Origin of the sequence: Xanthomonas sp. 3307 (assembly GCF_014199735.1) — a bacterium.
Classification (GTDB): domain Bacteria; phylum Pseudomonadota; class Gammaproteobacteria; order Xanthomonadales; family Xanthomonadaceae; genus Xanthomonas_A; species Xanthomonas_A rydalmerensis.
Window position 1 is genome coordinate 305,315 of record NZ_JACHOG010000005.1, and the last position, 20,971, is coordinate 326,285.

A 20,971-nucleotide genomic window follows, 5' to 3' on the forward strand; every position below is an offset into this window, starting at 1 on the left:
GACGGCATGCGCTTGCTGGCCTGCACGTGGCGTGGACGAGTGCTGGTCCATCGTGCGTGACCGTCATCGAGGTGCGCCATGGGTAAGCCGGTCCTGTACTTCCTGCACGCCCTCGGCTCGAGCGGTCGTGAGTGGTCTTCGGTGATCGAGATTCTGCAAACGCGCTTCGACTGCATCGCATTGGATATTCCCGGCTTCGGCAATGCGCCGGCGTTGCAACGTTCCGATGTGGAGGCGCTGGTCGATTGGTTCGCAGGCGAGGTTGCGCGGGATGCGCCCCACTGCTGGTATGTCGTGGGCCACAGCATGGGCGGGAAGATCGCCACCCTGGCCGCCGCGCGCGCGCGCGACGGCATGGCAGGCCTCGCTGGCCTGGCCGGAGTGGTCCTGGTGGCCGCATCGCCGCCCGCGCCCGAGCCGATGGACGAATCCCGGCGACAGACCATGTTGTCCTGGTTCGACGCCGCTGGTCCCACACGGCAACAGGCCGAGCAGTTCATCGACGACAATTGCGTGGCGCCATTGCCGACACCGCCGCGCGACGGTGCCGTCGACGACGTCCTGCGTAGCACCGCGCGGGCATGGAATGCCTGGCTCACGCATGGCAGTCGCGAGGATTGCGCCGCGCAAGCCGGCTGCATCGCGGTGCCCGCCCTGGTGGTGGCGGGCAGCGAGGATGGCGATCTCGACGAGGCGGCGCAGCGGCGCTGGAACCTGCCGCATTATCGCGACGCCCGCCTCACGGTGGTGGCGCAGGCGGCGCACCTGATTCCCTACGAGCGACCGCAGGCGCTTGCGGCTTTGATCGCCGCGCATGTCGACGGCACCGCGGCACGCCGTCTGCCCGACGACTTCGTGGCGTTGCTCAACGCGGAGCGTGTCGCGCCCCAGATCAGGAAGACGCTGCTGCATCGCCACGCCGGGCCATCCAGCGCGGAAGCAGGGGTGTTGAGCGAGCGGCAGTCGACCACACTGGCCGCGCTGGTCGAGCGCGTCCTCGACGGTGCGGGCGACGCCAAGGACATTGCGCGCCGCATCGACGTCGATCTCGCGAAGGCTGTGGGAGACGGGTGGCGGTTCGCCGACCTTCCGCCCGATCGTCTCGCCTGGCCGTTGGGGCTCGATGTGCTGGACACGCTGGCGGGCGGGTTCGCCGCCTTGCATGCACAGGAGCAGGATCGCTGGCTGCACGCCATCGCCCTGCGCGACGCGGGCGATTGTGCCGATTGCGGATGGAGCGCGGCGCAGCTTGCCTCCTGGTTCGAAGACGTGCGCGCCGAGACGGTGCGGATCTGGACCAGCCTTCCGGTCACCATGGCGGCGTTGGGCTACGACGGCTTCGCCGTGGGCGGATTGGGCGCGGGCAGCCCTGGCTATCAGGAGACGGCCGCCGACCGGCGCGAGGCCTGGCAACTGCGGCCCAAGGCGCAACCATGAGCGGCGCATCGCCTGCCGCGGTGGATGCCGTGGTGGTCGGCAGCGGCGCCGGCGGCGGTCCGCTTGCCGCGCGATTGGCCCAGGCCGGCGTCTCGGTGGTGGTGCTGGAGGCCGGCGCCGCATTTGGTCCGGACGCGCACCGCGCGGACGAGCTGGCGACGGATATCTACTGGATGGAAGAGCGCCTCAGCGGCGGGCGGACGCCGACGGCGTTCGGCCCGAACAATTCCGGTACGGGGCTCGGTGGATCCACGTTGCACTGGGGCGCATTCTGTCCGCGCCCGGACCCGCGCGATCTGCAACTGCGGACGCAGACCGGCCAGGGCGAAGACTGGCCGATCCCGCACCAAGAACTGCAGTCCTACATCGAGCGCGTCGAACGCGTCATCGGCGTGTCCGGGCCGGCCGTCTATCCGTGGGATGGCGCGCGTTGCTATGCCTTTCCGCCCGCCCAGCGCAACGCGCCTGCCGAAGCGATGGAGCGCGGCTGCCGTGCCCTTGGCATCACTGCCGCCGATGCACCGGCGGCGCTGGTCACCCGGACGCACGAGCAGCCGCACTGGGGCACGCGGGTCGCCTGCAACAATTGCGGTGCGTGTCATCAGGGCTGCAGCAACGGCGCCAAGGTCAGCGTGGACACGACCTGGTTGCCGCTGGCGCGGGCGCACGGTGCCGATCTGCGCACCGATTGCCGCGTCATCGGCATCGAGCGCGATGGTCGTGGCGCGGTCACCGGCGTGGTCTACCGACAAGGCGAGCGCGAGCTGCGCCAACGTTGCGCGGCCTTGTTCCTGTGCGCAGGCGGCGTGGAAACCCCGCGCTTGCTGCTGAACCTGGGGCTGGCCAACTCCAGCGGCCAGGTCGGGCGCAATTTCATGGCGCATGTCGCCACCCAGGTCTGGGGCACGTTCGACATGGACATGCGCATGAACCGCGGCTACCCGTCGTCGCTGATGAGCGAGGACATGCTGCGCCCCGCGCACGCCGGGTTTGCCGGGGGTTATCTGATCCAGAGCCTGGGCGTGCAGCCGGTGACGCTCGCCAACACGCTGGCGCGCGGCGCCGGACGCTGGGGCGCCGCGCTGGTGCGGACCATGATGCGCTACAACCGCCTGGCCGGCATCGGCATCAATGGCGAATGCCTGCCGCAGGACGCCAATCGCCTGACGCTCGCCGACGAGCGCGACGCCTTCGGCCTGCGCAAGGCGCGCATCGACTTCAGCTACGGTCCCAACGAACAGGCGCTCGATGCCCACGCCAGGCGCGCGCTGCAGGCGATCTGGGAGGCGGCCGGCGCGCAGGACGTCTTCGCCGCCGCGCGGTCGGCGCACACGCTCGGTACCTGCCGGATGGGCCGCGATCCCGCGCAGGCCGTGGTCGATCCGGATGGCCGTTCGTTCGACATCGGCAATCTCTACGTCTGCGACAACTCCGTGTTCCCCAGTGCGCTGGCGGCCAATCCGGGCTTGACGCAGATGGCGCTCGGCCTGCGCACGGCGGAGCGCTTTCTCGCGCACTAGGCGCTTGCTTCCCCTTTATCCAACGAGGAAATCGACATGGACCTTGGAATCAACCAGCGCATCGCCCTGATCAGCGGCGCCGACTCGGGCATGGGCAAGGAAACCGCGCGGCAGCTATTGCAGGCCGGCGTCCGTGTGGCCATCACCGACCGTGCTGACGGCACGCTCGATGAGGCCCTATCCGAACTGTCGAGCCTGGGCGAAGTGATCGCCGTGGCAGGCGATGTGACGCGTGCGCAGGACGTGGCGAACATCTGGGCGCAGGTCCGGGCGCAGTTTGGCGACCCGGATATCTACGTCAACGCGGCCGGCGTCACCGGCGCGACCGGCGACTTCCTGGACGTGAGCGATGCGGGGTGGCTCGAAACGCTGGACATCAACCTGATGGGCGCGGTGCGGATGTGTCGCGAAGCGATTCCCGCGATGCGCCGAAACGGCTGGGGGCGCATCGTGCTGTTCGCGTCCGAGGACGCCGTGCAGCCCTACGTGGACGAGCTGGCCTATTGCGCTTCGAAAGCCGGGATCCTGAGCCTCGCCAAGGGCCTGTCCAAGGCCTACGGCGGCGACAACGTGCTGGTCAATACGGTGTCGCCCGCGTTCATCCATACCCCGATGACCGACGCGATGATGCACAAGCGCGCGAAGGAGAAGGGGGTGACCTTCGATGAAGCGGTGTCCTCGTTCCTGGACGAGGAACGCCCCGGCATGGTCCTCAAGCGGCGCGGTCGGCCGGAAGAGGTGGCGGCGGCGGTCGCGTTCCTCTGCTCCGAGCGTGCCAGCTTCATCAATGGTGCCGGCATCCGGGTCGATTCGGGGTCTGTGCAGACCATCGCGGGCTGAGTCGGAACTGACATCGGGACGGCGGCGATGCTCCTGTGCGTTGCGCAGGAGCCGATGGTCGACGCTAAAGGTGTTTTCGGCTGCTGCTCCAAATGCTGTCGGTTCCCACGCCAGCAAGCGTGATGGGGTACGGCGCGTTTGGTTCTCTGGCAACGTGACGGTCGTCAGGGCCGTTTACGAAGAACAACTGCGTGAGTGCTGCTTTCGACGCGGCTAGCGCGACAACAGCTTGGCTTTCTGCGCCTGGAACTCGGCATCGGTGAGCAGACCTTTCTTCCGTAGGTCGTCGAGCTTCAGCAGTTCGGTGTATAGATCAAGCTGCGCGCCGAATGCGTGCGGAGCGTCGCCGGTTGCGGCCGGCGATTTCGCGCTCGCATTTATCTCGATTTGCATGTCGGCTCGCGGCTGCAACCCGACGGTCTCATCGGAACCTTGCGGAACTAGACGGAACTGATACTCGACGTACGGCCACTGGCCAGGTCCGCTCGCGTCCACCGCTTCCATTGCCACCGGTACCGCCTGCATGTTCTTGGCGGAGGCGAACGCGTTAGCGGCGAGAAGCGCTTTGCGCTTGGTCGTCGCAGCGCTCGCGAAGATGCCGGCGTGGTTCTTGACCGTCACCATCCACACGCCGGGTGACACCTGCGCAAACTCTGGTTCACCGGCCTGCGCGGTGCCGGCCAGTGCCATCCATAGCATGGACACGAAAAGAATGCGTTTCATGGTTCTTCCTCAGCGAGTGGCCGCGGCACCTGGTAACGCTGCTGGGCCGTTGGCGTCCCCGCTCATCATGGCATGCGACCGCGTGACCGACCGAGCCAAGGTTGGCGAACGCGGCGCTTTGCGCAGGGTCCATCCCGCGTGTCGCCGGCCAGCATCAGGCACAAAAAAAGCCGGAAACCTCGATGCGATCGGGATTCCAGCTTTGTTTGCACGTCCATGGACGTTTGGATGGTGGAGGTGGGCGGAATCGAACCGCCGTCCGAAGGCACTCCATCCCCGGCACTACATGCTTAGCTCATCGTTGGATCTCGCCCCGGAACAGCACGATGTGCGAAGCGCATCCCGGGACCAGCCTGCTTGATTTAGCCAATGGCTGACAGGCAGCCACCACCGGCGATTCCGTGATAATGACCCTACGTCGCGAGCACGGACACAAGCGATTTCGGGGCTAGGCCTTAAGCGGCCAGTGCGTAGTTGTCGTCGTTGGCAACTATAAGTTTGCGGCTGGATTTACGAGGAAAGCTGCCCCCTCGGCATGCGCCAAGCGATTTTGCAACCCCCGTCGAAACCAGTGCACCCCCGGGGACAACGTCAAACGCTGACCTGCACAGTGTAGGGATCGGGGAGGCCAGTCACAAGTCTTGAGACAGGCCACGCTTAAGCTGGCTTCACTCCGGTGCTGCCCCTGCGGCGCCGCGGTTCCCCCAGCATGGAGCAGCGCTATGGCAAGCAGACAGCCGCGTGGCCGCAGCAGCGGGCGCGCGCGGAAAGCACCGGTCACGTCCTCCGCGTCCACGCCCGGCAAGGCGCCGGTCAAGGCATCGGCAAAATCCGCCGCCAAGCCGACAGCAACGCCGCGCAAGACGACAGCGGGCAGCGCCCGTGCTGCCAAGGCGGCGAAGACGCCGGCACCGGCAGCCACATCGACGAAGGCAACTGCATCGGCACGTGCCGATGCACTGCGCAGGTCACACGTCACGACTCCCGGCGCGAGCGGACGCGCCACCGCGACATCCGCCGCCACGGCACCGGCCGGCACCGCACCGCGGCCCAAGGCCACGGGGGAAGGCTCGCTGGCGCAAGGGCGCGCACGTACGGTCGTCTACATCCATGGCATCGGCAACAAGCCGCCGGCCGAGGTGTTGCGCTGCCAGTGGGACCGCGCCCTGTTCGGCCGCGCGATGGGCGAGCGCACGCGCATGGCCTACTGGGTCAATCGCGAACGCTATCCGTCGCCGGAACCGGGCGACTGCCAGGATCAGGACCGCGGCCCGGTGTTGAACCAGGCCGAGCAGCGCGTGCTCAGCGCGCTCGGCGTGGTGCCGCAATTGGCCGATCTGCGCCAGCTCGCCGACACGCTGGCCGCCAGCGACGCCGAGCGCGCAAGGCTGCAGCAACTGCTGGACGAGGTGGAGACGGCCGCGCCTGCACCGGCTGCCGCGGCCGCCGAGGTGCATGCGCAGGGCGTGATCGACGTGGTCAACCGCGCGCTGCTCAAGCTGATCTCCGCGGCGCTGCTGCAGGACGTGCACGACTTCTTCTTCGTGCCGGCGCGGCACACGCAGATGCGCGAGAGCCTGCTGCAGCGTATCCGCGCCGGCGGCGGCCCGTTCGTGGTGATCGCGCACAGCCAGGGCTCGCTGATCGCCTACGACGTGCTGCGCGAGTTGCAGCCGCAGGACTGCGAGGTCTCCCTACTGCTCACGCTCGGCTCGCCACTGGGGCTGCCGGTGGTGCGCAGCATGTTCAAGGAGTGGACCGGTACGCCGAAGCTGCCGTTTCCGCCCTGCGTGGCGCGCTGGGTCAACGTCGCCGAGCGGCGCGACCCGGTGGCGCTGGACGACGATCTCAGCGACGACATCGCCGATGCCGGGGGGCGCTTCCAGAACATCGCCGGGTCGAAGATCAACCCGGATTGGCAGCACAACCCACATTCGGCGGCCGGCTACCTGTCCATCCCCGACGTGCGGGCCGCGGTGCGGCGCGCGGTGGGCGTGGGCTTCGATCAGCCGATCGCGCATCCGGTACTGATCAAGGACCTGTCCGACCAGTTGGAGGCGCGCGCGCCGGATTATCGTCACGAGGTGCTGATCGAACTCGAGAAGCTGTCCGATGCCGGCGATTCGGCGCAGCGCAAGCATGACCTGATCGCCGCGTTGCGTACGCTCGCCCAGGCGTCCACCGGCCTGCACGGCGAGGCGCTGGATGCGCAGATCGAACTGGAGGACACCATGCAGCGCTACGTGTCGGCGCGGCTGACCCGGTTCGAGATCGAAAGCCTGCGCGAGCGCTATCGCGACCTCAACCTCAAGCGCCTGTGGCGCGATGCCGGCAAGCGCGCGCTGATCTACCAGTCGCGCAGCACGATCCAGGTGGACGCGGCGCAGGTGGCCTATCGCGCGCTCGGCGCCGGCATCGGCTGGGCGGTGCTGGACAGCGGCATCGCCGCGGCGCATCCGCACTTCCACAGCACCGGGCAGCCGTCGACCGTGCTTGCCCAGTGGGACTGCACCCAGCGCGGACGCCCGCGCGCGTTGCGTCCGGGCGAAGCCGGCTTCGACACGCTCGACGGCAACGGCCACGGCACGCATGTGGCCGGCATCATCGCCGGGCAGTGCGAGGCGCCGCTGCCGGGCGCGCCGACCTCAGCGCCGCTGCAGTTCGCCGGCATGGCGCCGCTGGCGCGGCTGTACGGGCTGAAGGTGCTGGACGACGACGGCAACGGCCGCGATTCCTGGATCATCAAGGGCGTACAACAGGTGGCCGAACTCAACGAGCGTGCCGGGGAACTGGTGGTGCACGGGGTCAACCTGAGCCTGGGCGGCTACTTCGACGCCGAGAGCTACGGCTGCGGCTTCACCCCGCTGTGCAACGAACTGCGCCGTCTCTGGCGGCAGGGCGTGGTGGTGGTGATCGCGGCCGGCAACGATGGCCTGGCCTGGCTGATGCAGGGCGATGGCGAGGCCTATCCGCTGAACCTGGACCTGAGCATCGGCGACCCGGCCAACCTGGAGGAATCGCTGGCGGTGGGCTCGGTGCACAAGAGCAGCCCGCACAGCTACGGCATTTCGTATTTTTCGTCGCGCGGCCCCACGGCCGATGGCCGCTACAAGCCCGACCTGGTCGCGCCGGGCGAAAAGATCCTGTCGGCGCACCATGGTTATGTGGTCGAGGATCCAGGCACCTGGATGGTGGAAATGAGTGGCACCAGCATGGCCGCGGCGCATGTCTCGGGGCTGATCGCCGCGTTCCTGTCGGTGCGCCGCGAGTTCATCGGCACCCCGGACCGGGTCAAGCAACTGACGCTGGCGCAGTGCCTGGACCTGCAGCGCGATCGCTACATGCAGGGCGCCGGCCTGCCCAGCTTGATGCGGATGCTTGGCGGGACGTGAGTGGGGGGCGGGGATTGGGGATTGGGGATTCGGGAATGGGGATTCGCAACGACGGCTCCCCGGTTGCTTGCCCGTCTGCGGGTGTCGGCTTTAGCCGCCAGACGCTGAGATTGGAGTTAGAAGGTTCGGGATTTGGAATTCGCAACGGCGATTCCCTGTGCAGCGCGGCCTGCCGTGTGGGAGCGGCTTCAGCCGCGGCGCGATGCGGCTGGGGTTGGTGATTCGGGATTGGCGGGCAGGGCGCCCGCCGTTGCGAATCCCCAATCCCCAATCCCCAATCCCGGCCCCTCAGGCATTCTTGTTGTGCCGGCGCATGATCCGCTGCTTGTCGCGAGCCCAGTCGCGGTCCTTGGCCGCGTTGCGCTTGTCGTGGTCCTGCTTGCCCTTGGCCAGCGCGATCTCGAGCTTGATCTTGTTCTTGCTCCAGTACATCGCGGTGGGTACGAGGGTGTAGCCGTCGCGTTCGACGCGGCCGATCAGCTTGTCGATCTCGTTCCGGTGCAGCAGCAGCTTGCGCGTGCGCCGGTCGTCGGCGACCACGTGGGTGGAGGCCTGGATCAACGGGGTGATCTGCGCGCCGAACAGGAACAGCTCGCCCTGGCGCACGAACGCATAACTCTCGCCGATGTTGGCGCGGCCTGCGCGGATCGACTTCACCTCCCAGCCTTGCAGGGCCAGGCCCGCCTCGTAGCGGTCCTCCAGGTGGTACTCGTGGCGCGCGCGCTTGTTCAGGGCGATGGTCTTGTTGGCCGCCGCGCCGTTTGCTTTATCCTTGACGGGTTTCTTGCTCATCTTGCTATTGTCTCCGATTCGGGGCCTCCCGAACGTCTTGGTCCCACTTCCCGTCCCGAATGCCTATCATCCGCCGCAGCGCTCTGGTCGAACACGCCGCAACGCGCATGTTCGATCTGGTCAACGACGTCGCCGCCTATCCGCGCCGGTTCGCCTGGTGCGACGCGGCCCATATTCTCGAGCAGAGCGACCGCTTCCTGGTGGCGCGGCTGGACCTGGGGCTGGGCTCGTTCCGCACCTGGTTCACCACCGAGAACAGCCTTGAGCGCCCGGATCGCATCGATATGCAGCTGCGCGACGGTCCGTTCAAGCGCCTGCAGGGGCAGTGGACCTTCCAGGGCTTCAACGAGCACGCCAGCAAGGTCAGCCTGATGCTCGACTTCGAGCCCGCCTCGCGCCTGCTGGGGCCCGCGCTGGCGCTGGGTTTCCAGAGCCTGGCCGACCGCATGGTCAACGACTTCGTGCGCGTGGCCGACCGGGAACAGGCCTAGCCGCCATGCAGGTCGAGGTGGTGCTGGCCTGGCCGGAGCGCTTCGTGTCGCAGCGGCTGGAGCTGCCGGAGGGCGCGACGGTGGCCGATGCGCTGGCCGCTGCCGCGATGCCCGAGGCGACGCCGGGCATGCCGTGCGCGGTCTATGGCGAAGTCGCCGCACCGACGCGGCTGCTGCAGGACGGCGACCGGGTGGAACTGCTCAGGCCGTTGCTGATCGACCCCAAGGACGCCAGGCGGCGCCGCGCCAAGCCGCGCTGAGCGGCGGGGCGCGACGCGGCCGCCGGGTCATTCGCCGCGGCGCTGCTTCTTCTTGTCCTTGGCCAGGTTGCGGCCGAACTGGCGCACGCTGTTCTTGGCCAGCTCTTCGTCCTGATCCGGGAAGTAGTCGCCTTCCCAGCGGGTGACCATGTCGTTGTCGAAGAACACGACGAAGTTCTTGATCTCGGTATGGCCCACGCGATCGACACGCTCGGTGGAGGTGTAGTCCCAGCGCTGCGCGTGGAACGGATCCGGGATCGAGGGGCTGCCCAGCAGCGCGCTGACCTGCTGCTTGCTTTGTCCGACCTTGAGCTGGTCCACGGCCGACGGCTTGATCAGGTTGCCCTGGTAGATGGGCTGCTTGTAAATGATGCCGCAGCCAGCGGTGGACAGGGCAACAGCGGCGACCAGCAGGAGATTGCGCATCGGGGACAGGGCTGAATGAAATCGCGTCGATGATACACTCCCAGGGACCGCCGCGACCCATTCCCAGGCAGCTGGCGATAAACCAGCTATGAACGGAGACGCCATGGAATCCCACGATCTGCGCAAAGTCGGCCTGAAGGTCACGCATCCGCGGATGCGCATCCTCGAGCTGCTGGAGCAGAAATCGGCGCGGCACCACATGACCGCCGAGGAGATCTATCGGCAGTTGCTGGACCACGGCGACGAGATCGGCCTGGCCACGGTGTACCGGGTGCTGACCCAGTTCGAGGCGGCCGGCTTGGTGCTCAAGCACAATTTCGAGGGCGGCCAGGCAGTGTACGAACTGGACCGTGGTGGCCACCACGACCACATGGTGGACGTGGATACCGGCAAGATCATCGAGTTCGAAAGCGCGGAAATCGAGGAATTGCAGCGCAAGATCGCCGCCGATCACGGCTACGAGCTGGAAGAGCATTCTCTGGTGCTGTACGTGCGCAGCAAGCGGCCGAGCGGCAGGAAGGGGTAAGTGTTGGCGCCGGTGAAGTCGGCCGGTGTTGTCCTTTCCTGTGCTGGCGATGCGCGGGGCTTCGCCGACGTACCCTCACCCCAACCCCTCTCCCGGTGGGAGAGGGGCTAGCGCCTGTTCCCTTCTCCCACCGGGAGACACTGCCCCGAAGGGACGGATGAGGGTCCGGGTGTAGCCGCGTGGATCACGTCGGTGGGTCGCTCCGCGCCGGACCCTCACCCCAACCCCTCTCCCGGCGGGAGAGGGGCTAGCGGCTGTTCCCTTCTCCCACCGGGAGACGCTGCCCCGAAGGGACGGATGAGGGTCCGGGTGTAGCCGCGTGGATCACGTCGGCGGGTCGCTCCGCGCCGAACCCTCACCCCAACCCTTCTCCCGGTGGGAGAGGGGCTAGCGGCTGTTCCCTTCTCCCACCGGGAGAGGTGCCCAGAAGGGGCGGATGAGTGTCCGTGTGTAGTTGCGTGGATCACGTCGGCGGGTCGCTCCGCGCCCGACCCTCACCCCAACCCCTCTCCCGGTGGGAGAGGGGCTTCAGTTTCCTGTGCTTAACTTCCGTCGCGGCTGGTGCGGGCCAGGGCGCCGGCCCTTGCGCATTCGCACAGGCGCCTAACGCCGGAGCTTAGCCAACCTGTGATCGGGCGTCGGCCGCCTGTATCGAGCAGGGCGGTACGCGCAAGGGTCGGCGCACCCTGGACCCCGCGACCGGCCAGTCAGCCCGCGCTGAGCAGCAGCCGCTTGGCGGCCGCGCGGGCTTCCTTGCTGACCTCGACACCGCCCAGCATCCGCGCCAGTTCTTCCTCGCGCTGGCGCGGCGCCAGCAGTTCCACCGAGCTCTGGGTCATGCCTTCGACCGGTGCCTTGCTGACCCGGTAGTGGGCGTGGCCCTGCGCGGCGACCTGCGGCAGGTGGGTCACGCACAGTACCTGGCGCTGCTCGCCGAGCGCGCGCAGCTTCTTGCCGACGATGTCGGCGACGGCGCCGCCGATGCCCGAGTCCACTTCGTCGAAGACCATGGTTGGGACGGCGTCCAGGCCCAGCGCGGCGACCTCGATCGCCAGCGAGATGCGCGACAGTTCGCCGCCGGAGGCGACCTTGCGCAGGGCGCGCGGCGGCTGCCCGGCGTTGGCGGCGACCAGGAACTCGACCCGCTCGGCGCCGGCCGGGTCCGGCCGTTCGGTGTCGTGCGGCTCGAGCTGGATCAGGAAGCGGCCGCCGCCCATGCCCAGTTCACCGATCAGGGCGGTGGTGTCGTGCGACAGCGCCTGTGCGCCGCGGTCGCGGGTGGCGGTCAGGGCGGCCGCGGCGTCGCGCCAGGCCTGGGTGGCCTGGGCGATCTCGGCGTCGAGCACGTCCAGCCGCTCGCCGGCGCCGCGCAGGCTCTCCACTTCGGCGAGCAGGGCGTCGCGGTGTTCGGCCAGCGCGTCCACGCCGATGCGGTGCTTGCGCGCCAGGTCGTGCAGGCGGCCGAGCTTGCGTTCCATCTCATCGAACTGCGCCGGGTCGGCGTCTAGGTCGTCGCGGACCCGGTCGATCAGCGCCAGCGCTTCCTCCAACTGGATGCCGGCGCTGTCGATCAGCGCCTGCACTTCGGCCAGGCGCGGGTCGTACTCGCCGACCTTGCCGAGTTCGTGGCGGGTCTGCTGCAACAGGTCCAGCACGGCCGGCGCCTCGTCGCCGTTGAGCCGCTGCGCCGCGCCCTCGCAGGCGCCGATCAGCGCGGCGGCGTGGGCCTGGCGACGGTGGTTGGCATCCAGGGCGGCGATCGCCGCCGGGTCCAGGTCCTCGCGCTGCAGTTCGGCCAGCTGGTGCTGCAGGAAACCGATGCGGTCGCTGACATCGCCCTGCGCCAGCAAGGTCTCGCGCTCGCTGAGCAGGCCCTGCCAGCGGGCGGCGGCGGCGCGCACCGCGGCGCGTTCGGCGTCGTTGCGGGCGTAGGCGTCGAGCAGGCCGAGCTGGCTGCCGCGCGAGAGCAGGGCCTGGTGTTCGTGCTGGCCGTGGATCTCGACCAGGTGGCCAGCCAGCTCCGCCAGTTGCGACAGGGTCACCGGGCGCCCGTTGATCCAGGCGCGGGAGCCGCCATCGGCGCGGATCACCCGGCGCAGTTGGCAGTGCTCCTCGTCGTCGAGTTCGTTCTCGCGCAGCCAGGCGCGGGCCGGGGCCGGGGCGACGAACTCGGCCGACAACTCGGCGCGGTCGGCGCCGTGGCGGACCACGCCGCTGTCGGCGCGCAGCCCGGACAGGAAGCCGAGCGCGTCCACCATCAGCGACTTGCCGGCGCCGGTTTCGCCGGACACCACGGTCATGCCTGGGCCGAATTCCAGTTCGGTGCCGCGTACGACGGCGAAATCCTTGATCGAGAGATGTCTGAGCATGGGGTCTGCTTCCGGGGCCGCGCAACGCTAGCATGCGCGGGTAGGTGGGCCAATGACTTGCCAAGCCGGCGTGCAGCCATTATCTAAGGGCCAGTCTCACGGGTTGATTCCATGCGCGCTTCCCCGGTCCATTCCAGCCTCGATCCGCGTGCCCGGCAGCTGCTGCGGACGCTGATCTCGCGCTATATCCGTGACGGCGAGCCGGTCGGCTCGCAGACCCTGGCCCGGCACGCCGGCCTGGACGTGAGTCCGGCGACGATCCGCAACATCCTCGCCGACCTGGAGGACGCCGGCCTGCTCAGCTCGCCGCACACCTCGGCCGGGCGCGTGCCCACCGCCACCGGCTACCGGGTGTTCGTCGACAGCCTGGTGCAGATGCGTCCGCCGGCCGAAGGCGAGGTGGCGCGGCTGCGCGCGGAGATGGCCAATGCCGCCGGCACCCAGGCGCTGCTGGGCAGTGCCTCGGAACTGCTGTCGGCGATGACCCACTTCGTCGGCGTGGTCAGCGCGCCCAAGCGCGAGCAGTTCGCCTTCCGGCACATCGACTTCGTGCCGCTGGACGCGCGGCGGGTGCTGGCGATCCTGGTGTTCGCCGACAACGAGGTGCAGAACCGGGTCATCGAGCCGCGCAAGGCCTACGAGCCGGCCGAGCTGGAGCAGGTGGCCAATTATCTGAACCGCCATTTCGCCGGGCGCGCGCTGGCCGACATCCGCGCCAGCCTGCTGCGCGACCTGCGCCATGCGCGCGACGAGATGGAGCAGTTGCTGGCGCACAGCGTCGAGCTGGCCGAGCAGGCGCTGGCGCCGGCCGGCGACGACATGGTGCTGGCCGGGCAGACCAAGCTGATGGGCGTGCAGGACCTGTCGGACCTGGAGCGGCTGCGCGAACTGTTCGAGGTCTTCGCCAGCAAGCGCGAGATCCTGCAACTGCTCGAACGCACCATCCGCGCACCCGGCGTGCGCATCTTCATCGGCGAGGAGACCGGCATGGTGCCGCTGGAGAGCGTGTCGCTGGTGACCGCCCCATACATGGCCGGCGGCCAGGTACTGGGCGTACTCGGCGTGATCGGCCCCAAGCGCATGGACTACGACCGGGTCATCCCCCTGGTCCAGACCGCCGCCGACGTCCTCGGCGCCCGCCTGGACCCGTCCCCGCAAGGCGACCGCTGAGCCAGCGCGCAGGGCACCGCGGCGCCGTCCGCCAGCCGGCGTTTCCGCCGGGCTCGCGCAACCCCCAATCCCGACTCCCCAATCCCGGATTCCCTTGAATCCGCCGGCACCGCCCACATAGGTGGTCCGGTAAGGCGGGACGCACCCCGCCAGGGACCCGGACATGACGCAAGAACACCCCGAATTCGATTCCGAACACCTGACCGAGGCGCAGCAGCCCTCGACCGATCCGCTGCAGGCGGAAGTGGAGACGCTGCGCAGTGAGCTGGCCCTGGTCAAGGCCGACGCCCTGCGCGAGCGGGCCGACCTGGAGAACCAGCGCAAGCGCATCGCCCGCGACGTGGAGCAGGCGCGCAAGTTCGCCAACGAGCGCCTGCTCGGCGATCTGCTGCCGGTGTTCGACAGTCTGGATGCGGGCCTGACCGCCGCCGGCAGCGAGCCCAGCCCGCTGCGCGACGGCCTGGAGCTGACCTACAAGCAGCTGCTCAAGGTCGCCGCCGACAACGGCCTGACCCTGCTCGACCCGACCGGCGAGCCGTTCAACCCGGAGCATCACCAGGCGATCAGCCAGGCCGAGGCCGAGGGCGTCGCCCCGGGCCACGTGATCCAGGTGTTCCAGAAGGGCTACCTGCTCAACGACCGCCTGCTGCGGCCCGCCCTGGTGGTGGTGGCCAAGCACGACTGAGTTCGCGGCCGCCCGCGCCTGAACCCGGTGCGGCGGCAGTGGAACGCTAATTTGCGGCGATGGCTTGAATGACTGGCGGCCATCCCTATATCCGAACCAGATCCCGGCACTGGCCGGCTACACGACCTTTCAGGAGTCATTGCAATGGGCAAGATCATCGGCATCGACCTGGGCACGACCAACTCGTGCGTGGCGATCATGGACGGCGGCAAGGCCCGCGTCATCGAGAATTCCGAGGGTGACCGCACCACGCCTTCGATCGTCGCCTACACCAAGGACGGCGAAGTGTTGGTGGGCGCCTCGGCCAAGCGCCAGGCCGTCACCAACCCCAAGAACACCTTCTATGCAGTCAAGCGCCTGATCGGCCGCAAGTTCACCGACGCCGAGGTGCAGAAGGACATCGGCCTGGTCCCGTACGGCATCGTCCAGCACGACAACGGCGACGCCTGGGTGGCCACCGCCGACGGCCGCAAGCTGGCCTCGCAGGAAATCTCCGCGCAGGTGCTGGAGAAGATGAAGAAGACCGCCGAGGCGTTCCTGGGCGAGACCGTCACCGAGGCGGTCATCACCGTGCCGGCGTACTTCAACGACAGCCAGCGCCAGGCGACCAAGGACGCCGGCCGCATCGCCGGCCTGGACGTCAAGCGCATCATCAACGAGCCGACCGCCGCGGCGCTGGCCTACGGCCTGGACAAGGGCCAGGGCGGCGACCGCAAGATCGCGGTGTACGACCTGGGCGGCGGCACCTTCGACGTGTCGATCATCGAGATCGCCAACGTCGACGGCGAGAAGCAGTTCGAAGTGCTGGCCACCAACGGCGACACCTTCCTGGGCGGCGAAGACTTCGACAAACGCGTCATCGACTACCTGGTGGAAGAGTTCAACAAGGATCAGGGCATCGACCTGCGCAAGGATCCGCTGGCGCTGCAGCGCCTGAAGGACGCCGCCGAGCGCGCCAAGATCGAGCTGTCGTCCTCGCAGCAGACCGAAGTCAACCTGCCGTACGTCACCGCCGACGCGTCGGGCCCGAAGCACCTCAACATCAAGCTGACCCGGGCCAAGCTCGAGGCGCTGGTGGAGGACCTGGTCAAGCGCACCATCGACCCGTGCCGCACCGCGCTGAACGACGCCGGCCTGCGCGCCAGCGACATCACCGAGGTGATCCTGGTCGGTGGGCAGACCCGCATGCCGAAGGTGCAGCAGGCGGTGGCCGAGTTCTTCGGCAAGGAGCCGCGCAAGGACGTCAACCCCGACGAGGCCGTGGCGCTGGGCGCCGCGATCCAGGGCGGCGTGCTGGCCGGCGACGTCAAGGACGTGCTGCTGCTCGACGTGACCCCGCTGAGCCTGGGCATCGAGACCCTGGGCGGCGTGTTCACCAAGATCATCGAGAAGAACACCACCATCCCGACCAAGGCCTCGCAGGTGTTCTCCACCGCCGAGGACAACCAGTCGGCGGTGACCGTGCACGTGCTGCAGGGCGAGCGCGAACAGGCCCGCTACAACAAGTCGCTGGCCAAGTTCGACCTGTCCGGCATCGAGCCGGCGCCGCGCGGCCTGCCGCAGGTGGAGGTGTCCTTCGACATCGACGCCAACGGCATCCTGCACGTGTCGGCCAAGGACAAGAAGACCAACAAGGAACAGAAGGTCGAGATCAAGGCCGGTTCCGGTCTGTCGGACGACGAGATCCAGCGGATGGTCGCCGACGCGGAAGCCAACCGCGAGGAAGACAAGAAGTTCCACGAGCTGGTGCAGGCGCGCAACCAGGCCGACGGCCTGATCCACGCCACCCGCAGCGCGATCACCGAGCACGGCAGCAAGGTCGGCGGCGACCTGATCGGCAAGGTCGAGTCGGCGCTGGCGGACCTGGAAACCGCGATGAAGGGCGACGACAAGGGCCAGATCGAGGCCAAGACCAAGGCGCTGGAAGAGGCCGGTCAGTCGCTGTACGCGGCCGCGGCGGCGGGCGAGCAGCAGCCGGGCGGCAACGCCGGCGGCGCGCATGCGTCCTCGGCCCAGTCCGACGACGTGGTCGACGCCGAGTTCACCGAGGTCAAGGACGACAAGAAGTAAGGCCGGGATCGGGGATTGGGGATTGGGGATGCGCAAGGCGTCGCCTTGCGGTCTCCGCTCCCGTTCCCTGTCCATGCAGTGCTTGCAGAAGCGGAAGAGCCGAGGCTCTCCGCTTTTGCGTTGAACGAATCCCGACTCCCGAATCTCGAATCCCCGCCCCATGAGCAAACGCGACTATTACGAAGTGCTGGGTGTGGCCCGCACCGCCAGCGACGACGAGCTGAAGAAGGCCTATCGCCGTTGCGCGATGAAGTTCCACCCGGACCGCAATCCCGGCGACCACGCCGCCGAGGCCGCGTTCAAGGAATGCAAGGAAGCCTATGAGGTGCTGTCCGATGGCAACCGCCGGCGCATGTACGACGCGCACGGCCACGCCGCGTTCGAGCACGGCATGGGCGGGATGGGCGGCGGCCCTGGCGGCCCGGACATGGGCGACATCTTCGGCGACATCTTCGGCAACATCTTCGGTGGCGCCGGTGGTGGTGGCGGGCGTGCGCCGCGGCGTGGCGCCGACATCGGCTACGTGCTGGAGCTGGACCTGGAAGAAGCGGTGGCCGGCATCGAGCGCCGCATCGAGATTCCGACCCTGAGCGAATGCGAGCACTGCCACGGCAGCGGCTCGGAGGACGGCAAGGTCGAGACCTGCGTGACCTGCCACGGGCGCGGCCAGGTCCGTATCCAGCGCGGCATCTTCGCCATGCAGCAGACCTGCCCGCATTGTGCCGGCCGCGGCCAGACCGTGCAGAACCCGTGCGGCGTGTGCCATGGCGCCGGGCGCGTGGAAGAGACCAAGGTGCTGTCGGTGAAGATCCCCGCCGGCGTCGACAATGGCGACCGCATCCGCCTGTCGGGCGAGGGCGAAGCGGGTCCGGCCGGCACTCCGCCAGGCGATCTGTACGTGGAAGTGCGGGTGCGTGAGCATCCGATCTTCCAGCGCGACGGCGACGACCTGCACTGCGAGGTGCCGATCCGCATCTCGCAGGCGGCCCTGGGCGACACCGTGCGCGTGGCCACCCTCGGCGGCGAGGCGGAGATCCGCATTCCGGCCGAGACCCAGACCGGCAAGCTGTTCCGCCTGCGCGGCAAGGGCGTGCGTTCGGTGCGCAGCCGCAGCGAAGGCGACCTGTACTGCCGGGTGGTGGTGGAGACGCCGGTCAACCTCACTGCCGACCAGCGCAAGCTGCTGGAGCAGTTCGAGGCCACCTTCACCGGCGAGGACGCGCGCAAGCATTCGCCCAAGTCGGCGACCTTCATCGATGGGGTGAAGGGGTTCTGGGATCGGATGACGTCGTAAGGCTGGGATTCGGGATTGGTGATTCGGGATTCGGGATGGCCAGCCTGCGGCTATTGAAAGCCGGGGTCTTGGATGTTCCCGGTGTTGTTCCGCGTCGCAGTGTTTTTTTGTGGAAGGGGCTTCAGCCCCGATGCGTTATCGCCAAAGCGTCGCGGCTGAAGCCGCTCCTACGCTGGAATGTTCTGCTCGCTGAGCAGAGCGGAAATGGAAACTTTAGATTCCGGATGCGTGGGCTTTTTCCCGCATCCTGGCCCCCGTTGTAGAAGCGGCTTCAGCCGCGACGCTTTCTCGTCGGAGCGTCGCAGCTGAGGCCGTTGTTGCTGAAAGCCTCGCAACGCCACGGATGCGCGCGCCGCTGGGCGTCATTGCGCCGGCGCTACACTACGGCGATGAACACTCCCGCCGACAGTTCCGCCGCCAGTCATCTCATCCATGGTCGCCGCCAGCGACCCGACGGGCCGGTGCCGGTCGACGTCATTTCCGTGCAGTCGCAACTCGTCTACGGCCACGCCGGCAACAGCGCGGCAGTGCCGCCGTTGCGCGCGCTGGGCCTGCGCGTGGCGGAGATTCCGACCACGCTGCTGAGCAATGCGCCGTTCTACGCGACCTTGCGCGGCAAGGTGCTGCCGTCGGACTGGTTCGCCGACCTGCTGCTCGGCGCCAGCGAACGCGGCCTGCCGCAACGCGCGCGCATGCTGGTGTCCGGCTACTTCGGCAGCGTCGGCAATGGCGCCGCCTTCGCCGACTGGCTCGACGCCACGCTGCCGCAGTGCCCGACGCTGCGCTACTGCCTGGACCCGGTGATCGGCGATACGCATACCGGTCCCTACGTGGAACCGGGACTGGAAGCGATCTTCGCCGAGCGCCTGTTGCCGCATGCGTGGCTGGTGACGCCGAATGCATTCGAACTCGGCCGCCTGACCGGCATGCCGGCGCTGGCCCAGGACGAGGCGATCGCCGCGGCGCGGGTGTTGCTGGCGCGTGGCCCGCAGTGGGTGCTCGCCCACAGCGTCGGCGGCGATGCCGGGCAGTTGGTGACGCTGGCGGTGAGCCGCGAGTCGGTCTATCGCTGGTGCTCGCCGCTGCTGCCGGTGGACGTGGCCGGCACCGGCGATGTGCTGATGGCGCTGCTGGTGGCGTTCCTGCTGCGCGGCGACAGCTTCGAGGCGGCGATCGGCCGCGCCATCGCCGGTGTGCATGCGGCGCTGGAGGCGACCCTGGCCGCGGATGTGGAAGAACTGGACGTGCTGGCAGCGGCGCCGGCCGCGTTGGCGACGCCGCTGCGCTTCGTCGCCGAGCGCCTGGCGTGAGCCTGCGCCCGGTCGTCGGCATCGTCGGCAGTGCCGGCGCCTATGGCCGCTGGCTGAGCCGCTTCTTCCGCGAGCGCATGCAGTTGGAGGTGATCGGCCACGATCCGGCCGATCCGCAGTCGCTGGCACCGGAGGCGCTGCTGCAACAGGCGCAGGTACTGATCTTCTCCGCCCCGATCCGGCACACGCCGGCGCTGATCGGCGAGTACGTGCAGCGCGCCGGCGGCCGCGAACGCGGCCAGCTGTGGCTGGACGTCACCTCGGTCAAGGCCGCGCCGGTGGCGGCGATGCTGGCCTCGCAGGCGGAAGTGGCCGGGCTGCATCCCATGACGGCGCCGCCGAAGTCGCCCACGCTCAAGGGCCGCGTGCTGGTGGTCTGCGAGGCGCGGGTGGCGCAGTGGCAGCCCTGGCTGCAGCGCATGTGCACGGCGCTGGAAGGCGAGTGCGTGCGCACCACGCCCGAGCACCACGACCGGGTGATGGCGCTGGTGCAGGCGATGGTCCATGCCACGCACCTGGCCCAGGCCGGCGTGCTGCGCGAGCATGCGCCAGCGTTGGGGCCGTTGCAGGCCTTGCTGCCATACCGCTCGGCCTCGTTCGAACTGGACACCGCGATCATCGCGCGCATCCTGGCGCTGAATCCGGCCATCTACGAAGACATCCAGTTCGGCAATCCGCATGTCGGCAGCGTGCTCGATGGACTGATCGCGCAGCTGTCGCGGCTGCGCGACCAGGTCGGCCGCGGCGACGATGCGGCACGTGCGCAGTTCCGCGCGGAGTTCCTCGACGCCAACCGCCAGGCGCTGGGTGAGGCGGCGATCGCCCAGGGCAACTACAGCTACGAGCGGGTGGGATACCTGCTGGCCGATCTGACCGAGCAGATGACGCTCAGCGTGTATCTGCCCGAGGACCGCGCCGGCTCGCTGCGCGCGCTGTTGCACGTGTTCGAACGCCATGGCGTCAACCTGGCCTCGATCCATTCTTCGCGCACGCAGGCGGGCGAACTGCATTTCCGGCTCGGCTTCGATCCGGGCAGCGACGCTGCGGCAGTACGTGCCGCTGCGGCGGAAATCGATGCCAGCGGGATTGGGCGGGTGCTGGTGGGTTGAGTTGCGCGGTGATTGTCGATTGCGCGATTTCTCGGGTTCATGGTCGCGGCTGAAGCCGCTCCTACAAGGACCCAACGACCTCTACGCTGCCGTAGGAGCGGCTTCAGCCGCGACCGTGCAGCCTGAACCACGTGGGATCACCCGACGGACGACCCCACCCCGAAATCCATCCACAGCGCATGTGGATGGTCACGGCGCAAACATGTGGATAACTGTCGGCGCGCCTTGCGTAGCGGGCCTGTCAAGTCACCTGGCGAAAAAATGACCAGCGCATCGCCAGCGCCCCGAACGCCAGAGGCGATGACGGGGCGCGACCACAGCGCGAGGCCGTAACGCTAGACTGCAGTCAAGGTCAGTTCGCCGCCGGTGGTGACGAACTGCTGGCCGCGGCGGATCAGCTTGCGGCCATCGGCCAATTCGTAGCGCAGTCCGCTGTCGGCGTGCGGGTCGTGCTGCGCCTGCTGCTGGCGCGGCGCATCGTCCTGGAACTCAGTGATCAGATAGGCCTCGCCGTCGGGACCGAGGGCAGGCAATTGGCGAAAGGACATCGGGAGCCT

At 68.4% G+C, this 20,971-nt stretch carries 18 protein-coding genes and 1 other RNA gene; 13 read left to right on the forward strand and 6 right to left on the reverse strand.

Annotation, left to right across the window (positions count from 1 at the left end; all coding sequences use genetic code 11):
• The first annotated feature begins 78 nt into the window (after positions 1 to 78).
• Genes GGR64_RS14315 through GGR64_RS14325 form a run of 3 tightly spaced genes read left to right on the forward strand, consistent with a single transcriptional unit; the run spans position 79 to position 3,797 of the window.
• Positions 79 to 1,437, forward strand: a complete 1,359-nt coding sequence (locus tag GGR64_RS14315; RefSeq protein WP_184646658.1) for an alpha/beta fold hydrolase — start codon at positions 79 to 81, stop codon at positions 1,435 to 1,437.
• Positions 1,434 to 2,957 (forward strand): GMC family oxidoreductase, encoded by a 1,524-nt coding sequence (locus GGR64_RS14320; protein WP_184646660.1) that lies wholly within the window; start codon positions 1,434 to 1,436, stop codon positions 2,955 to 2,957. Before GGR64_RS14315 ends, GGR64_RS14320 begins: the two co-directional genes overlap by 4 nt.
• 36 nt (positions 2,958 to 2,993) lie before the next feature.
• Positions 2,994 to 3,797, forward strand: coding sequence for an SDR family oxidoreductase (locus tag GGR64_RS14325; protein ID WP_184646662.1), 804 nt, complete (start codon positions 2,994 to 2,996; stop codon positions 3,795 to 3,797).
• 213 nt (positions 3,798 to 4,010) lie between these two features.
• Here GGR64_RS14325 and GGR64_RS20730 read toward each other — a convergent pair whose 3' ends face one another.
• Both GGR64_RS20730 and ssrA read right to left on the reverse strand, forming a co-directional pair.
• The gene (locus tag GGR64_RS20730; protein ID WP_221236219.1) at positions 4,011 to 4,520 is read right to left on the reverse strand and encodes an SHOCT domain-containing protein; all 510 of its coding nucleotides are present in this window, start codon (positions 4,518 to 4,520) and stop codon (positions 4,011 to 4,013) included.
• A 229-nt stretch (positions 4,521 to 4,749) separates the two neighbouring features.
• Positions 4,750 to 5,101, reverse strand: a transfer-messenger RNA (tmRNA) gene (gene ssrA, locus GGR64_RS14335).
• Positions 5,102 to 5,662: 561 nt separating this feature from the next.
• Here ssrA and GGR64_RS14340 point away from each other — a divergent pair.
• On the forward strand, positions 5,663 to 7,912 hold the full coding sequence (locus GGR64_RS14340; RefSeq protein WP_184646738.1) for a S8 family peptidase: 2,250 nt from the start codon (positions 5,663 to 5,665) through the stop codon (positions 7,910 to 7,912).
• Positions 7,913 to 8,200: 288 nt separating this feature from the next.
• On the opposite strand, the gene smpB is transcribed toward GGR64_RS14340, so the two are convergent.
• Positions 8,201 to 8,704, reverse strand: a complete 504-nt coding sequence (gene smpB, locus GGR64_RS14345) for an SsrA-binding protein SmpB (protein WP_160970445.1) — start codon at positions 8,702 to 8,704, stop codon at positions 8,201 to 8,203.
• Positions 8,705 to 8,763: 59 nt separating this feature from the next.
• Here smpB and GGR64_RS14350 point away from each other — a divergent pair, with 59 nt between their 5' ends.
• On the forward strand, positions 8,764 to 9,195 hold the full coding sequence (locus GGR64_RS14350; protein WP_160970447.1) for an SRPBCC family protein: 432 nt from the start codon (positions 8,764 to 8,766) through the stop codon (positions 9,193 to 9,195).
• Positions 9,196 to 9,200: 5 nt separating this feature from the next.
• Entirely contained in the window at positions 9,201 to 9,455 is a 255-nt protein-coding gene (locus GGR64_RS14355) for an RnfH family protein (RefSeq protein ID WP_184447716.1), read from the forward strand.
• 27 nt (positions 9,456 to 9,482) lie between these two features.
• Here the strand turns inward: GGR64_RS14355 and bamE are convergent, their stop codons facing one another.
• Positions 9,483 to 9,881 (reverse strand): outer membrane protein assembly factor BamE, encoded by a 399-nt coding sequence (gene bamE, locus GGR64_RS14360; protein ID WP_160970451.1) that lies wholly within the window; start codon positions 9,879 to 9,881, stop codon positions 9,483 to 9,485.
• Positions 9,882 to 9,984: 103 nt separating this feature from the next.
• On the opposite strand from bamE, the gene fur reads away from it, so the two are divergent.
• Positions 9,985 to 10,407, forward strand: a complete 423-nt coding sequence (fur, locus tag GGR64_RS14365) for a ferric iron uptake transcriptional regulator (protein WP_160970453.1) — start codon at positions 9,985 to 9,987, stop codon at positions 10,405 to 10,407.
• 707 nt (positions 10,408 to 11,114) lie between these two features.
• Here fur and recN read toward each other — a convergent pair.
• Positions 11,115 to 12,776: a DNA repair protein RecN gene (recN, locus tag GGR64_RS14370; RefSeq protein WP_160970455.1), complete on the reverse strand. Its 1,662-nt coding sequence runs from the start codon at positions 12,774 to 12,776 to the stop codon at positions 11,115 to 11,117.
• A 111-nt stretch (positions 12,777 to 12,887) separates the two neighbouring features.
• Between recN and hrcA the strand changes: the two genes are divergently transcribed.
• The 6 genes from hrcA (at position 12,888) to GGR64_RS14400 (ending at position 20,414) form a co-directional block, all read left to right on the forward strand.
• The gene (gene hrcA, locus GGR64_RS14375) at positions 12,888 to 13,946 is read left to right on the forward strand and encodes a heat-inducible transcriptional repressor HrcA (RefSeq protein WP_160970457.1); all 1,059 of its coding nucleotides are present in this window, start codon (positions 12,888 to 12,890) and stop codon (positions 13,944 to 13,946) included.
• A 163-nt stretch (positions 13,947 to 14,109) separates the two neighbouring features.
• Complete coding sequence (gene grpE / locus GGR64_RS14380) at positions 14,110 to 14,631, forward strand: nucleotide exchange factor GrpE (RefSeq protein WP_184646664.1); 522 nt, start codon at positions 14,110 to 14,112, stop codon at positions 14,629 to 14,631.
• A gap of 144 nt (positions 14,632 to 14,775) precedes the next feature.
• Positions 14,776 to 16,701, forward strand: a complete 1,926-nt coding sequence (dnaK, locus tag GGR64_RS14385) for a molecular chaperone DnaK (RefSeq protein WP_184646666.1) — start codon at positions 14,776 to 14,778, stop codon at positions 16,699 to 16,701.
• A 160-nt stretch (positions 16,702 to 16,861) separates the two neighbouring features.
• Entirely contained in the window at positions 16,862 to 17,995 is a 1,134-nt protein-coding gene (gene dnaJ / locus GGR64_RS14390; protein WP_184447719.1) for a molecular chaperone DnaJ, read from the forward strand.
• Between the two features lie 389 nt (positions 17,996 to 18,384).
• Positions 18,385 to 19,305, forward strand: a complete 921-nt coding sequence (gene pdxY, locus GGR64_RS14395; protein ID WP_184646668.1) for a pyridoxal kinase — start codon at positions 18,385 to 18,387, stop codon at positions 19,303 to 19,305.
• The gene (locus GGR64_RS14400) at positions 19,302 to 20,414 is read left to right on the forward strand and encodes a prephenate dehydrogenase (RefSeq protein ID WP_160970465.1); all 1,113 of its coding nucleotides are present in this window, start codon (positions 19,302 to 19,304) and stop codon (positions 20,412 to 20,414) included. The genes pdxY and GGR64_RS14400 overlap by 4 nt, the downstream gene beginning before the upstream one ends.
• Positions 20,415 to 20,749: 335 nt before the next feature.
• On the opposite strand, the gene GGR64_RS14405 is transcribed toward GGR64_RS14400, so the two are convergent.
• A complete protein-coding gene (locus GGR64_RS14405; protein ID WP_010344257.1) occupies positions 20,750 to 20,962 on the reverse strand; it encodes a hypothetical protein in 213 nt (70 codons plus the stop codon).
• Positions 20,963 to 20,971: the final 9 nt, after the last annotated feature.

Bases quoted from the DNA above. Each gene is read 5' to 3' on its own strand.
- GGR64_RS14315 (WP_184646658.1), top strand. From the start codon at position 79: ATGGGTAAGCCGGTCCTGTACTTCCTGCACGCCCTCGGCTCGAGCGGT.
- GGR64_RS14320 (WP_184646660.1), top strand. From the start codon at position 1,434: ATGAGCGGCGCATCGCCTGCCGCGGTGGATGCCGTGGTGGTCGGCAGC.
- GGR64_RS14325 (WP_184646662.1), top strand. From the start codon at position 2,994: ATGGACCTTGGAATCAACCAGCGCATCGCCCTGATCAGCGGCGCCGAC.
- GGR64_RS20730 (WP_221236219.1), bottom strand. From the start codon at position 4,520: ATGAAACGCATTCTTTTCGTGTCCATGCTATGGATGGCACTGGCCGGC.
- smpB (WP_160970445.1), bottom strand. From the start codon at position 8,704: ATGAGCAAGAAACCCGTCAAGGATAAAGCAAACGGCGCGGCGGCCAAC.
- GGR64_RS14350 (WP_160970447.1), top strand. From the start codon at position 8,764: ATGCCTATCATCCGCCGCAGCGCTCTGGTCGAACACGCCGCAACGCGC.
- GGR64_RS14355 (WP_184447716.1), top strand. From the start codon at position 9,201: ATGCAGGTCGAGGTGGTGCTGGCCTGGCCGGAGCGCTTCGTGTCGCAG.
- bamE (WP_160970451.1), bottom strand. From the start codon at position 9,881: ATGCGCAATCTCCTGCTGGTCGCCGCTGTTGCCCTGTCCACCGCTGGC.
- fur (WP_160970453.1), top strand. From the start codon at position 9,985: ATGGAATCCCACGATCTGCGCAAAGTCGGCCTGAAGGTCACGCATCCG.
- recN (WP_160970455.1), bottom strand. From the start codon at position 12,776: ATGCTCAGACATCTCTCGATCAAGGATTTCGCCGTCGTACGCGGCACC.
- hrcA (WP_160970457.1), top strand. From the start codon at position 12,888: ATGCGCGCTTCCCCGGTCCATTCCAGCCTCGATCCGCGTGCCCGGCAG.
- grpE (WP_184646664.1), top strand. From the start codon at position 14,110: ATGACGCAAGAACACCCCGAATTCGATTCCGAACACCTGACCGAGGCG.
- dnaK (WP_184646666.1), top strand. From the start codon at position 14,776: ATGGGCAAGATCATCGGCATCGACCTGGGCACGACCAACTCGTGCGTG.
- dnaJ (WP_184447719.1), top strand. From the start codon at position 16,862: ATGAGCAAACGCGACTATTACGAAGTGCTGGGTGTGGCCCGCACCGCC.
- pdxY (WP_184646668.1), top strand. From the start codon at position 18,385: ATGAACACTCCCGCCGACAGTTCCGCCGCCAGTCATCTCATCCATGGT.
- GGR64_RS14405 (WP_010344257.1), bottom strand. From the start codon at position 20,962: ATGTCCTTTCGCCAATTGCCTGCCCTCGGTCCCGACGGCGAGGCCTAT.